13 protein-coding genes are annotated in these 13,274 nt (G+C 37.7%); 1 reads left to right on the plus strand and 12 read right to left on the minus strand.

The window, feature by feature from the left end; genetic code table 11:
• Window positions 1-21: 21 nt before the first annotated feature.
• The 7 genes from HWV59_RS16045 to HWV59_RS16075 all read right to left on the minus strand — a co-directional run bounded on the left by HWV59_RS16045 (window position 22) and on the right by HWV59_RS16075 (window position 6,693).
• Window positions 22-1,551, minus strand: coding sequence for an acyl-CoA carboxylase subunit beta (locus HWV59_RS16045; protein WP_175639470.1), 1,530 nt, complete (start codon window positions 1,549-1,551; stop codon window positions 22-24).
• Between the two features lie 14 nt (window positions 1,552-1,565).
• A complete protein-coding gene (locus HWV59_RS16050; RefSeq protein ID WP_175639471.1) occupies window positions 1,566-2,474 on the minus strand; it encodes a hydroxymethylglutaryl-CoA lyase in 909 nt (302 codons plus the stop codon).
• A 12-nt stretch (window positions 2,475-2,486) separates the two neighbouring features.
• Window positions 2,487-2,699, minus strand: coding sequence for an acetyl-CoA carboxylase biotin carboxyl carrier protein subunit (locus HWV59_RS16055; RefSeq protein ID WP_175639472.1), 213 nt, complete (start codon window positions 2,697-2,699; stop codon window positions 2,487-2,489).
• A 413-nt stretch (window positions 2,700-3,112) separates the two neighbouring features.
• Complete coding sequence (locus HWV59_RS16060; RefSeq protein WP_175639473.1) at window positions 3,113-3,544, minus strand: YueI family protein; 432 nt, start codon at window positions 3,542-3,544, stop codon at window positions 3,113-3,115.
• 126 nt (window positions 3,545-3,670) lie between these two features.
• A complete protein-coding gene (locus HWV59_RS16065; RefSeq protein ID WP_407941581.1) occupies window positions 3,671-4,606 on the minus strand; it encodes an ArsA family ATPase in 936 nt (311 codons plus the stop codon).
• A 26-nt stretch (window positions 4,607-4,632) separates the two neighbouring features.
• Window positions 4,633-4,896: a cory-CC-star protein gene (locus HWV59_RS16070; protein ID WP_102228895.1), complete on the minus strand. Its 264-nt coding sequence runs from the start codon at window positions 4,894-4,896 to the stop codon at window positions 4,633-4,635.
• A gap of 63 nt (window positions 4,897-4,959) precedes the next feature.
• The gene (locus tag HWV59_RS16075) at window positions 4,960-6,693 is read right to left on the minus strand and encodes a carbon starvation CstA family protein (protein ID WP_102228896.1); all 1,734 of its coding nucleotides are present in this window, start codon (window positions 6,691-6,693) and stop codon (window positions 4,960-4,962) included.
• 241 nt (window positions 6,694-6,934) lie between these two features.
• Here HWV59_RS16075 and HWV59_RS16080 point away from each other — a divergent pair, with 241 nt between their 5' ends.
• The gene (locus HWV59_RS16080; protein WP_102228897.1) at window positions 6,935-7,639 is read left to right on the plus strand and encodes a DUF421 domain-containing protein; all 705 of its coding nucleotides are present in this window, start codon (window positions 6,935-6,937) and stop codon (window positions 7,637-7,639) included.
• Window positions 7,640-7,705: 66 nt separating this feature from the next.
• Here HWV59_RS16080 and HWV59_RS16085 read toward each other — a convergent pair whose 3' ends face one another.
• The 5 genes from HWV59_RS16085 to HWV59_RS16105 all read right to left on the minus strand — a co-directional run bounded on the left by HWV59_RS16085 (window position 7,706) and on the right by HWV59_RS16105 (window position 13,264).
• The gene (locus HWV59_RS16085) at window positions 7,706-8,995 is read right to left on the minus strand and encodes a multi antimicrobial extrusion protein MatE (RefSeq protein ID WP_235991759.1); all 1,290 of its coding nucleotides are present in this window, start codon (window positions 8,993-8,995) and stop codon (window positions 7,706-7,708) included.
• Window positions 8,996-9,249: 254 nt separating this feature from the next.
• Window positions 9,250-10,338 (minus strand): Gfo/Idh/MocA family protein, encoded by a 1,089-nt coding sequence (locus HWV59_RS16090; protein ID WP_175639475.1) that lies wholly within the window; start codon window positions 10,336-10,338, stop codon window positions 9,250-9,252.
• 52 nt (window positions 10,339-10,390) lie between these two features.
• The gene (locus HWV59_RS16095; RefSeq protein ID WP_175639476.1) at window positions 10,391-11,500 is read right to left on the minus strand and encodes a Gfo/Idh/MocA family protein; all 1,110 of its coding nucleotides are present in this window, start codon (window positions 11,498-11,500) and stop codon (window positions 10,391-10,393) included.
• Between the two features lie 20 nt (window positions 11,501-11,520).
• Window positions 11,521-12,399: a sugar phosphate isomerase/epimerase family protein gene (locus HWV59_RS16100; protein ID WP_175639477.1), complete on the minus strand. Its 879-nt coding sequence runs from the start codon at window positions 12,397-12,399 to the stop codon at window positions 11,521-11,523.
• Between the two features lie 31 nt (window positions 12,400-12,430).
• Complete coding sequence (locus tag HWV59_RS16105; protein WP_102228902.1) at window positions 12,431-13,264, minus strand: carbohydrate ABC transporter permease; 834 nt, start codon at window positions 13,262-13,264, stop codon at window positions 12,431-12,433.
• Window positions 13,265-13,274: the final 10 nt, after the last annotated feature.

Raw genomic sequence — 13,274 nt, forward strand, 5'->3', positions numbered from 1 at the left:
TAAGGTGATTTACATGATTGTTTAAACAGGGTGAACAGGGTGCTTTTTTTCTGAAAAGATGACATACTTTGAAAAATATGCTTCAAAACGAACTTGTAATTCACTCCTTAAAGCATTCGCAGGAATGACACCATCGATAATCATTTCTGATGCTAGTCGGTAAATATCAATATCTTCCCGATATTCCTCACGCTTTTCTTGAATAAAACGACCACGCTCTTCGGCCGAAAGCTCAGCAATTTTATTTGCATAGACTGCATTCACAGCTGCTTCAGGACCCATAACGGCAATGGATGCACTTGGTAATGCTAAGCAACAATCAGGTTCAAACGCCGGACCGGCCATTGCGTATAAACCTGCACCATATGCCTTTCTGACAATTATCGAGATTTTTGGTACAGTCGCTTCAGCCATACTAGAAATCATCTTTGCTCCATGACGGATAATACCTGCCCGTTCGACTTTTGTTCCAATCATAAAGCCTGGTATATCTGCTAAAAATAGCAACGGAATATGAAAAGCATCACATAACGAAATAAATTTTGCTGCTTTATCTGCAGAATCATGGAAAAGCACGCCGCCTTTCACACGGGGTTGATTCGCAATAATCCCAACAGATTGACCATTTATCCGACTAAGCCCAGTAATCAGCTCAGGAGCAAAAAGTTGCTTGATTTCAAAAAATGAATTTTCATCAATGACTCTCTCTATGAGGTCATACATATTAAAAGGTGCATTTTGATTTGCTGGAATGATCTCTTCGATCGATTGTTCAAATTGTTTGGGAGGTACTGCTTCAACAATTGGTGGTTTTTTCAGGTAACTTGCAGGGAAGTATGTGAGGTATTGTTGTGCAAGAGTGATCGCTTCAGTTTCTGATTTTGCTAAGATATCTCCACAACCTGAGACAGAGCAATGCATTCTAGCTCCACCCATTTCTTCAAGCGAGACTTTTTCCCCTATGACCATCTCAGCCATCCGGGGTGATCCCAAGTACATTGAAGCGTTTCCTTCTACCATAATTACAACATCACAAAAAGCAGGAATATAGGCTCCACCGGCGGCTGAAGGGCCAAACAACAAGCAAATTTGCGGCACTTTTCCAGATAGCTTAACTTGATTATAAAAAATTCTCCCTGCACCACGACGACCTGGAAACATATCAACTTGATCTGTAATCCTCGCTCCGGCCGAGTCAACAAGATAAAGCATTGGAACAAGTAACTTTTCTGCTGTTTCTTGAATTCGAATCATTTTTTCAACTGTTTTTGCTCCCCATGATCCTGCTTTAATGGTAGAATCATTTGCCATTACACAAACAGTTTGCCCATTGATTTTTCCGATTCCTGTTACAACACCGTCAGCTGGGAATCCGTCTTGTTGAAAGTTAGCTAAAAGACCATCTTCTAATGATAATCCTTCGTCAAGTAATAATTGGAGTCGTTCGCGAACAAAGAGTTTTCCTTTTTCTTTGTTTTTTGTATGATACTTGCTTGGTCCGCCTGTTTTTATTTGCTGAATGCGGTTCCTTAATGTTTCGTCATTTGACAATGACAGTCCCTCCTTTAGTGTTTTTTATTCTGATAAACAAGTAAACTATGACTTGATAAAGGTCTGCCGAGTCGCTCTTGAATATATACCGACGCTTTGAGGAGTTCAGACATATCAACTCCTGTTTGAATGTCCATCTTATGGAGCATGTACAGAAGATCGTCTGTTGCGACATTTCCTGAAGCCCCTGGTGCATAGGGACAACCACCTAACCCACCTAAAGAGCTATCAAATGTTATGATCCCCGCATCCAAGGAAGCGGTTACATTAGCGAGCGCTGTTCCTCTTGTATTGTGATAATGCATGGCAATTTGCTTTGCTGAAAACCTTTTAAGTAATGTATTTAGTAACTCTTGTACCTGCTTGGGAGTTGCTACACCGATTGTGTCACCTAAAGAAATTTCATAAACACCCATTTCAAGTAATTTGTCACATAGTTTAAGGATTTTTTGATGAGAAATTTCTCCCTCATATGGACAACCAAAAACTGTAGAAAGATATCCTCGAACAGATTTACCTGAACGTTTTGCATCATGAATAACAGATTGTAAGATTGGTAGAGTGTCTTGAATTGATTTATTCATATTTTTCATATTATGTGTCTCACTTACAGAGAGAAAAACAGACACTTCATCAATATTTGACTCTATAGCCTTTTCAAGTCCCTTTTGATTCGGTACAAGTGCTGCATATCGTACCCCTTTTTCACGATTGATCGATTTGACGACTTGTTCTGAATCTGCTAAAGCTGGTATCCACTTTGGATGAACAAAGGAGGTAACTTCTATATATGATAAACCAGTACGTGACAACTGATTAATCAAATGCACCTTATCTACTGTCGGTACAAAAATCTCTTCATTCTGTAACCCGTCACGAGGACCTACCTCTTTAATTGTTACAGCTTGCGGCCATTTCAACATATCCTCTCCTTTTTAGTCAATTTCAATTAAAGTGTCTCCTTCATTCACAAAATCTCCTTCATTGAAAAGAATCTTTTTGACAATCCCTTTTGTGTCTGCAGCAATTGGAATCTCCATTTTCATTGATTCCAAGATTACGACCTCTTGACCAGCTTCCACGTTGTCACCGACACTCACAAGAATTTTCCATATACTACCTGCCATATTGGCATCTATATTGCTCATAATTTCCCCTCACTTTTATTGAACATAATAAATTCTTTACTTATTACTATCTTATTCGGGAAAATGGACGTTATAATCGAAATATAGTATTTTGATTATTTAGATAAATCAGGTAAATATAACAAAAAGCCAACACAATTTGCATTGGCTTTTTTACTTATTTCTACAAAATTTACAAACCTTTATTAGCTCATTTTCTACTGTTCGATGAGGATATACAAGCTTAATTCTTGTTTTTCCACATAAGGGGCATGTTCCCCGCCCTTTTGAAGGCAATGATTTTAATGTTTTTCCTCTATATCTTTTTGCCAATTTTCTTCAACTCCATCCATAGGTTGTTTCCATATAATACGGATGGATATAAAGAAATGCTCTGGGACAAACGTGTGTTTTTTACTTCATTTTATATTTTTCTAAAAAAGCTTTTTAAAAAACCGAATGACACTATTTTCATCATGTTCTTCTTTTCGTTCTGTTTTCTCATCTTTTGTTATGTAGATATCCTCTATGTTCACTGCATGATCATATGCTAATACAAGACCCAAGTCACTATCATGCTCTTTATTTGTTGAAAGTGAAAATTTATTTCCAACTTTGTTGGCTAATTTAATATAGTCAGAAAGGTAGGAGTAGTTCATATTTCCATTGAGAAAAAGTGTGGCCTCGTTGTTTTTAGACATTAAATTTTCCACTTCCTTATATGTACCAGGCTCTCTGACTTGTGACTTTGTAAGGACGACAACAACTCGCTCACGCAATGTTCCTAAAAACTTACGACGTTCATCCGGATTTATTTCTCGTGGTCCGTGGATACCTTGTTGTATATACTCATCTAGACGATCCATGATCTCCCTCCAATCCTCTATATTGTATCCTTTTTTATCGTTTATTTACAAACATACACATTCGGATTTTAAGTTTTCATAATTATATTATGTTAACTGATAGGTAATGGAGCAACAAAGCTCCACCTAGTATATAGATATATGCTCTTTTAAATAGTTGGCGAATTCCTTTAATAATGAAATGGAATGAATATCTGTTTCAAATAATGGAATATAATGTTTTTCTTGATTAACAAATTCGGTTTCTATCCATTTTAAATATTCACGTTCTGTTTGTTGTCTTTTTTTCCAGAATTGACTTTCATCATTTTCTGATAATATTTTATTAACAAATAATGTATGAACGTTAAGTTGATGAGCTGCCAACATTTTGATTGCTTTTGACGTTTCAAGGATAGATAGTCGTTCAGCATTTAAAATAAAAATAAATCCTGTTTGCTTCTTGTTTAAAAGAATATGACGTACGTTCATAAAGCGTTGCTTGCGATGTTGCAGCACAGTTATGATCGGATCTTCAATTGGATCACCATCATTTAGTAGCTGTGTATAGGTTTCATTTCGTTTTTTTCGTCGCTCCAGCATTCCATCAATCCAAACACCCATAATCTCCGGAAGTGTTAATAACCTGATCGTATGACCAGTTGGTGCAGTATCAAAGACAATGTGATCATAATTTTCACCTTCATCAAGGATTATAGAAACGATTCGATCAAACAATGAGGCCTCTTCAGCACCCGGAGTGGAGCTTGCCAAATCAATTTGGCGAAATACTTCGCTTTGCATATGGGATTTCACTACACCTTGAATATTCTCTTTTACTTTTTTTATATACTTTTTTGTTTCAATACCGGGATCAATTTCTAACGCAAACAGCATTGGAAAAACCTCTATTGGCTGATTTTTAAGTGGCTGGTGGAAAATATCCCCTATATTATGGGCTGGATCTGTTGAAACTAATAGTGTTTTCTTTCGCTGTTGTGCGAGCATTAAAGCGATCGCAGCTGCACTTGTTGATTTACCCACTCCACCTTTTCCGCCTATAAATAAAATCTTTTCTCTCAAAACGATAACCTCCTTACTTATCATCCTTAACAACAGCGAAATCCATCTAATGGCGACTTATCCATTCCCATTCTCAAGTGCCAATCATGGAATTTTTCAATCATATATGGATAAAGTTCTAACGTATAGTAAAACGCAGGATTCGGAAGACCCAAAGTTTCAGATAAACATAGAAAAAGAAATAAATCATCTTCATCCTGGATTTCTCTTGCAACTTCTGTTTTATGTTGTACAGATAAGATTTCATCGTAGAGTAAGAGAAGTTTTTTTATAGCGGAAAAACTCTTCATGAACTTTTTTCAACTCCTTATTAAGAGAAGGAACCTGTTAAACTAGGTTCCCCCTCTTTCAATTTATAGGTTTGTTTGATTGTCTCGTTTGGTTAATTCCTTGAAGGCTGTTAACATTATCCAGATGGCAAAAACTAAGATGATGCTTCCGAAGATAAACAACAGTAGATTCATATCAGCAGCACCTAAACCTGACCACTCAAACACAACTTGTTGAATCATTGCCCATATTGTCATGAATAAGATAAACACCATTGGAATAAACGAAACGAGGTAATTACGGCCAAGGCGTTTGAGCCAAATTGATATGAGAAGTAAGCTTATACCTGCTAACAATTGATTTGACGTACCAAACAAAGGCCATAATAAATAGCCACCAGAACCAAACCCATTCGGACCTTTCGGTAATAAAACTAGTGCCGCACTTGAAATAACTGCGATCGATGTGGCAACATGTGGTTTTGTTAGTGGTTGTACCTTATACTCTGTACCTAACTCTGCAATGATATATCTCATTAACCGAACAGACGAATCAAGAGTTGTTGCGGCAAAGCTCACAACAATGATTGAAATGATTGTCCCTGCAATATCAGCTGGAATGCCTATTCCTGTAGCAAGCTGTGCACCACCCGCTATAAAGTTGCCGAGACCACCGCCATTTGCTGCTGCAAATGAACTATAAGCTTCTTTAAACTCACCTGCACTAGAGAATACCGTTACACATGCAATAATAGCAATAAGAGCTAAAAAGCCTTCCCCTACAGCACCTAAATAGCCAACAAAACGTGCGTCTGTTTCCTTGTCTAGCTGTTTAGAAGAAGTTCCTGACGAAACAAGACCGTGAAATCCTGAAATGGCTCCACATGCAATTGTGATAAATAATAGCGGAAACCATGATTTATCGGTTGCATCAGGATTTGTAATTGGTGCAGTTATCTCGGGATTTAAAAATAAAAGTCCTCCATACATAATCAATAAACCAACGACTAATTGATGTGAATTAATATAATCTCTCGGTTGCAGGAGTTTCCATACCGGTAAAGTGGAAGCGAAATAACAATAAATCATTAAAACCACTATCCAAACAAAGAATGCAAGCGAAACACCGTTTAACCCAAACAGAGTCGTAGCTTCGGCCCCGCCAAAGTATTTCACCAAATCAATTTGTAAAGCCGGCACTTTACTTGTTAATACAGCTGATCCATACATCACTACTAGAGCAACAATCGATGGAATCAGCATGCTTCCTTTCTTTTTGTAAACCGCATAACCAATCCAAATAGCTAGCGGAATTTCAATAAACACCGGAATAACACTTGCCGGGAACTTGATAAATAAATTTGAAATGACCCAGGCAAATACAGCATTAACCATTAATACTAATATAAGAATGATGAATAGAAATAATAACTTTGCCCGTTTGCCGATCAACTTGTTTGCTAATGTCCCTACAGATTGGCCTTTATTACGGACTGAAAGGACCAGTGTTCCAAAATCATGAACTCCAGCCGCAAAAACTGTTCCTAACAATACCCACAGTAAAGCTGGAAGCCAACCCCAATACACAGCAATTGCAGGTCCAACAATTGGAGCTGCCCCTGCAACTGATGTAAAGTGGTGTCCCCATAAGACAGATTTTTTTGTAGGAACAAAATCTACCCCATCCTGATACTCATGTGCAGGAGTGACAAAGTTTGGATCAAGTCGGTAAATTCGTTCTGCGACAAACTTTGAGTAAAACCGATATCCTAACCAAAATACAATTGTTCCAATAATAGCTAGCCATACAGCATGCATGCTTTTCCCTCCCAGTTGATATTTTCACCTTTGGTCAAACATACTACTGAAAACATTATATGTAAGCGTTATCAAATTCATGGCAATTTTCTTTTCATTGAAAGTTGAAAAGTATTCTCTTCTGTCCATCTAACCTTTTCCTAATATCCCTTCAATAAAATTTAATTAAGTAAAAGGTTTATTGCCCCGTTATATTGGAACAATAAGGATAAAATCCCTCTCAATAAGGATGTGTAAGAAATTGGATTTTTTCAGCAGCCAAGATACTCTTACTTGGTTTGAATGGGTTTTACGTGCTATTATAGGTTTTATTTTTTTACTGATTATCGCAAGAACATTAGGTCAGCGAACAATTTCTCAATTAAGAATTCTAGATTTTGTCATTGCCCTTGTCATTGGAAACATTATTGCCCACCCCTTGTCAGATCAACATCTAGGACTTAAAGGATCTATTATTACTACGACTGTCTTAATGGTTTTATATATTAGCGGCGTTTATATGCTTCTGAAGTGGCCATGGTTTAGAAAATTAGTGAATAGTCCTCCTGTTACCATTGTAAAGGACGGAGAAATTCGCTACGAAGGGTTGAAAAAGGCAAGAATCTCCTTAGATGTTCTCCTAGAAGAATTACGAGAAAATCAGATAGAAGATGTAAAAAAAGTCGTTTTAGCAACATGGGAAGCAAATGGTAAAGTCTCATATTTACTGGATCCTAAGTATCAAAACGTAACACCTGAGACATTAGGTATAAAAACCGAACCCTTCACACATCCAAGAACCATCATTAAAGAAGGAATCATACTTATCGCTGAATTAAAGGAAATTCGAAAGGATGAAGAGTGGATTACTTCTCAATTAGAGAACTTGTACCAAACAAACGTTAAAGAAGTTCTCTTGGCTACTGTTGATAATAAAGATAAATTGAATGTATTCTTCTATGGATAACAAAAGAACGCCACATGCCCCTAATTACTAAGGCTTTGTGGCGTATTGTTTTATTGAATAAGTTGATTATCCATTCACAAAATTCTTCTCCGTGTGACGAAGCTGATTTTTCTTTCCTCCGCTGTACAAAATGAAGGCTAATATACAAAGTTCCGAAACCATACCGACAGATTGTGCCAATGCCCCAATTTTTCCATTCCAGTGCGGAAAAATAGCTGAAGTAACGACAAGAATGATAAACGTAAAAATAAGATTTGTAGATTGTGAGTAAACCATTACCTTCGTTTTTTTCTTCACCATTAGTAAACCATTACAATAATCGATAAACGGAAAAGCTAATGTCATAAGCATGAAGACATATAGACTTTCAAGACTTGCCGCCACTAACCGATCACTTGCCCCTAAAAGATGTTTAATAACAAACGCTCCAATCGGTGTTATGCAAAAAACCGCTAGTATAATAGTCGGAATAAAGCCAATCATAACCGTAAACTGCTGTACCTTTTGCGGATGATCTTTATGAAAGGTTAAGACGATTTGATGTATATATGTAAAAAAGCTTAGAAATAATTGAGCAATGCTCAAGGCAATTGCATAAGACGCAATCGCTAATTCTATTTCATTCGTTTTCCCTAAAAAAGCATTGATTACCGGTCCAACCATAACAATAATAAGTGATGAAAGAATAAGTGGATGATAAAATTGAAAAATCTGCTTCTTCGTTCGGATCGAATGTGTTGGATCTTTATCGACCATTTTTTTTACCAGCACTCTCCCCTCCAGAAAACTGATTAAACTTTCTACCACCATTCCAGACAAAAAGATAATAGCACCTGTTCTTGCGTCGATATTTCCTGTTTGAATAAAATACAGTGATAAGAGATACATAACAATTAAACGGATGGCCATTCCAATGGTTAACCATTTTGTCTGCCTGTTCAAAATAATGACACCTTGAAACAAGCATCGTATAGCTGAAAAAAAGGTGACAAAGATGAGAACTTGGTACACACTAATAATTTCCGAGATCATGCTTTGATCTGCTCCAAACAATGTTGAGAAAATCCATTTTCCTACAGGTGTAAAAGCAACTGAAGCAGCAGCCAGCATCAAACTCACTACTACATAAGCGCTTACAATTGACATTGCACGGAATGAAACTTTGTCACGTACCAATGCTGAACAAGCATTTCGCAGCAGTACCCCTAAACGTTCCGTTATGCCAAAAAGACTCATGGCTACAACATAACTTGCAATAATAATTTCTGCGTCATTCCCTCTCGTTAAGGTTCCATTAATAATCATATGGGAAAACGTAACTAAACTTGCTGACAATCCTAATGGAACAAAGAACATGAGAATCTTTTTGGTCGATAAGGTGTCATCTTGAGAATTTATAATAATTCATCTCCCTTTCTCGGCTTAAAAACTTATGGATGTTGTGGAATTTATTTTTAGGATAGTTGGTTTTATCTTTGATTCTATCATTTTATTGAAAAATATAAAGATTTATTTTCGAAATCCGAAATATATTTTTGACTAGACATTTCTCGAACAACATACTGCCCAATACAAAGAGAGAAAGATCACTCTTTCTCTCTTTGGTCTTACTATTTAAAATCCGGAATCTCAATTGATACCTCTCGGCCTTCCTCTGATGACCTGAGAATCCCATCAATAATAGCTTGATTAATCACAATCTGCTCACCAGGTATTGGAGCAGATTTCTCTTCTTTTATGGCTATAACAAAATCTCGGACTTTTTCATAAAAGATATCAAGCTGATGTTGTTTAACTGGAATTTCTGTTTCAACATGATGACCTTTTATGTCATGAAACAAGCTAATTTCACCTATCCCGCCGTCCCAAACTCCACTCCATGGTCCATTTCCTGCGGGTGTTAATTTTAATCCGGCATCTGTTCCTAAAAAGAGTGTTGGTCCAAGTGAATCCATATGCATGGCCCAGGATATTTTAAAGTTTAGGACCATTCCACCTTCTAATCGAATAAAGGCTGAACCGAAATCCTCTACATTAAATTTATCTGCCTCCCGATGGTAGAGAGGATTGGTTCCAAAGTGATTAGATGTATACGCTGAGACTGTTAGTGGCTTTGGATATCCGAGTGTGTTCAGCGCCAAGTCCAAAGAATAGCAGCCAATGTCTGCCATGGCGCCTGCACCTGCCAACTCTTTATTAATAAACGTACCACCAGGCATGCCGCGTCTGCGTCCTCCCCCAGCTTGAACATAATAAACATTTCCTAGTTGCCCTGATTGAACTAATTCTTTTACTGCTTGCATATTTGGATCATATCTTGGTTGAAAGCCTACGGTTAACATTCGATCAGCTTGTTTTGACGCTTCAACCATTTCAATCGCTTGCTGTAATGTAACTGCCATCGGCTTTTCAACTAATACATGCTTACCAGCCTTTAATGAATCTACTGTTGTAAAGTGATGAGCAACATTTGGTGTACAAATACTTACTCCATCGATATCTAATTGTAGAAGTTCCCGATGGTCATCAAATGCCACTGCATCTGTCAGTTCAAGGCTTTGAATAAATTCCTTTGCTTTACCGGGTACCACATCGGCAACAGCCACAATCTTCACCTCAGGCATTTGCTTATAAGCCCGTGCATGTGCAGCCGCAATTCCACCACTTCCAATGATGCCAATTTGAATAACTTGTGTCATGAAGATCCCCCTTTATCATCTACATAAAGCTATTTAGATGTGGATTAATACATTATGATTTTGACAAAAGGGCTGCCTTTTCATCAAAATAAATCGCTTTACCTGTTTTTGCAGATTCATAGATTGCTTCCAAGATTTGCGTTACGACATAAGCCTCCTCCGGCTTTACAACCGGTTCAGTATCATTAAGAATCGTATCAATCCATAATCGTGCTTCTAAATCTGCATCAGATTCCACATTGCCATCATAAAATGCTACTCCACCAGGTCCAAGATCAACATTCGTTGTATAAAGCTTTCCGAAGTTTTCGCCATTAATCCTTAACCCATCTTTCATATCTGCTCCACCTTCTGTACCGCTAAGTGAACATTTAGCTTCATCCACCTCTAAGGAATTAAGTGCCCAGCTAGCCTCTAATACAATTGTTGCTCCATTTTCCATTGTAATAAATCCAAAAGCTGAGTCTTCAACTGTGAATTTGTCAGGATCCCAAGGTCCCCATGCATTTGCTGCATCTCTTTTTTGGCTAAGCTTATGGAATGTTGAGCCCATAACAGATTTTGGCTTGTAATTATTCATCATCCATAATGTTAAATCAAGTGCATGTGTTCCAATATCAATTAATGGTCCTCCACCTTGCTTCTCTTCATCAAGGAAAACGCCCCATGTAGGAACAGCACGTCTGCGAATTGCATGCGCTTTTGCGTAATAGACTTCCCCAAGATCTCCACGCTCACATACCTTATGTAAATACTGGCTATCTGGTCGGAAGCGATTATTATATCCGATTGTCAGTTTTTTTCCGGAACGCTTTGCTGCTTCCAGCATGCCGCGTGCCTCTTGGGACGTTTTTGCCATCGGTTTTTCACACATAACATGTTTCCCTGCATCTAAAGCAGCAATGGAAATTTCAGCATGTGAATCATTCGGTGTTAACACGTGTACAACATCAATTGTTCCATCTTCAAGTAAGTCTTGATAATTTTCATACACTTTTGCATCCTGTGCTCCATATTGCTGTGCTGCTTTTTCAGCTCGTTCCACTATGACATCACAAAAGGCAACAAGCTCAACAGCATCTACTTTACTTAAGCTTGGCAAATGCTTTCCATTTGCGATTCCCCCACAACCAATGATCGCTACTTTTACTGTCTTTGACATATTAAATTCCCCCTCAAACATTATTTAAAATAGATAGAAAGATGTTCTTTTGCTTTTATAATTCCTTGACGTTCCGCTTCAATTGATCCCCAATAACGATGATCCTCCAGTTCAATACTAACTGGACCGTTGTAACCGATTCTCTCTAAGCGAACAGCAACCTTCCCCCAATCAACCTCTCCTTGACCTGGTATTGTATAGCGCCAAGATCCTTCAGAGAAATCGTATGTTGTACCAAATGTTGCCGGTAGAATGCCATATTCATACAAATCTTCATGAAGAATCTCTGTATCTTTCCCATGACAATAATTCACTCGATCTCCAAACTCAGTTAATACTCGCAAATGGTCAATACCTAGCCTTACTAGGTGTGAAGGATCGTAATTCAGACCGAAATGCTTGGACGGAATTTCATGAAACATCGCTCTTAACATTTCAGGTGTTGTTCCTAGTGTCGGATAATAAGGAGCTGGTCCTGGCCATCCTTCAAGAGCAATATAAAGATTTTCTTTTTCAGCATGTTTCACAATAGATGGAAATGTTTCTTTCCAAATTGACAACGCTTTCTTTCTGTTCATCGTGATATCTTCCGGTACTAAGCACATAAAGATAACACGACCACCTAAGCTTGCAATCTCACTAAATTGAGCTGTTAATAACTCTACTGCCTGCAAACGTACCTTTTCGTCAGCGCTTAAAAGCTTTGTTTGCCCTACTGCCCCAACCCCATCTATTGATCCTACTTCTAACCCGTTTGTTTCTAGAGTTGTTTTAACCTCCTCATTGTAATAAGGGACATCAATCACATCGATTCCTATATTTGATGCCCATTTTGCTAGTGCTTCAAATCCATTTGCTCCAAGTTTTGGTGGAATCCTCATTCCAATTTGTCTGTTCATTTTCTTCGCCTCCAACTTGTTCTCTATTATTCTATTTAATACCACTGAATGTAATACCTTTAATAAAGGTCTTCTGTAAAAAGAAGAATAAAATAATCACTGGAACTGTCATCATTGTTGAAACTGCCATCATTAATCCCCATTCAGAGCCTTTTTGACTTTGGAATTGCTGAAGTCCAAGGGATAACGTATACTGAACGGAATCAGTTAAATAGAGTAATGGACCAATAAAATCAGTCCAACTCGCCATAAACTGAAATAATCCAACTGCTAGAACTGCCGGTTTTGCGAGTGGCAGCATAATTTGCCAGTAGATTCTAAACTCACCTGCACCATCGATTTTTGCTGCTTCTCTTAAACTATCAGGCAGCCCCATAAAAAATTGTCTTAATAGAAAGATATAAAACGGTATACCAAAAAATGCAGGGATAATTAAAGGGTAAGGTGTCCCAACTAATCCTAGCTTCTCAAACAGTAGAAAAAGCGGAATCATTGTAACCTGTCCTGGTATCATCATGACACCAATTGTGATGATGAAAAGAACATTTCTGCCCGGCCACTTTAGTTTTGCAAAGCTATAGGCAACAAGTGGACAGGACAGCACTGCACCAAGTGTACTGAACAATGTAATGAGAATCGTGTTTTTTAAATAGGTGAAGAACGGAATATAGTTCATTGCATCAATGTAATTACTCCATTGTACAGGATTTGGAATCCACTCAGGCGGAAATGTAAACACCTGATCCAGAGGCTTTAAAGAGGTTGATACCATCCAAATAAATGGAATAAGAAAAAAGAAAGATGCGACAATTAAAACGATATGTGCCAAACTTTTAGAAACGTTTTTTTTCGCTGTTCCATCCATATACTTCCCC

Source organism: Metabacillus schmidteae (assembly GCF_903166545.1).
GTDB classification, from domain to species: domain Bacteria; phylum Bacillota; class Bacilli; order Bacillales; family Bacillaceae; genus Metabacillus; species Metabacillus schmidteae.

Excerpts from the sequence above, each read along its gene's own strand:
- HWV59_RS16050 (WP_175639471.1), bottom strand. The coding sequence starts at position 2,474 with ATGTTGAAATGGCCGCAAGCTGTAACAATTAAAGAGGTAGGTCCTCGT.
- HWV59_RS16055 (WP_175639472.1), bottom strand. The coding sequence starts at position 2,699 with ATGAGCAATATAGATGCCAATATGGCAGGTAGTATATGGAAAATTCTT.
- HWV59_RS16060 (WP_175639473.1), bottom strand. The coding sequence starts at position 3,544 with ATGGATCGTCTAGATGAGTATATACAACAAGGTATCCACGGACCACGA.
- HWV59_RS16070 (WP_102228895.1), bottom strand. The coding sequence starts at position 4,896 with ATGAAGAGTTTTTCCGCTATAAAAAAACTTCTCTTACTCTACGATGAA.
- HWV59_RS16075 (WP_102228896.1), bottom strand. The coding sequence starts at position 6,693 with ATGCATGCTGTATGGCTAGCTATTATTGGAACAATTGTATTTTGGTTA.
- HWV59_RS16085 (WP_235991759.1), bottom strand. The coding sequence starts at position 8,995 with ATGTTCTTTGTTCCATTAGGATTGTCAGCAAGTTTAGTTACGTTTTCC.
- HWV59_RS16090 (WP_175639475.1), bottom strand. The coding sequence starts at position 10,338 with ATGACACAAGTTATTCAAATTGGCATCATTGGAAGTGGTGGAATTGCG.
- HWV59_RS16095 (WP_175639476.1), bottom strand. The coding sequence starts at position 11,500 with ATGTCAAAGACAGTAAAAGTAGCGATCATTGGTTGTGGGGGAATCGCA.
- HWV59_RS16100 (WP_175639477.1), bottom strand. The coding sequence starts at position 12,399 with ATGAACAGACAAATTGGAATGAGGATTCCACCAAAACTTGGAGCAAAT.
- HWV59_RS16105 (WP_102228902.1), bottom strand. The coding sequence starts at position 13,264 with ATGGATGGAACAGCGAAAAAAAACGTTTCTAAAAGTTTGGCACATATC.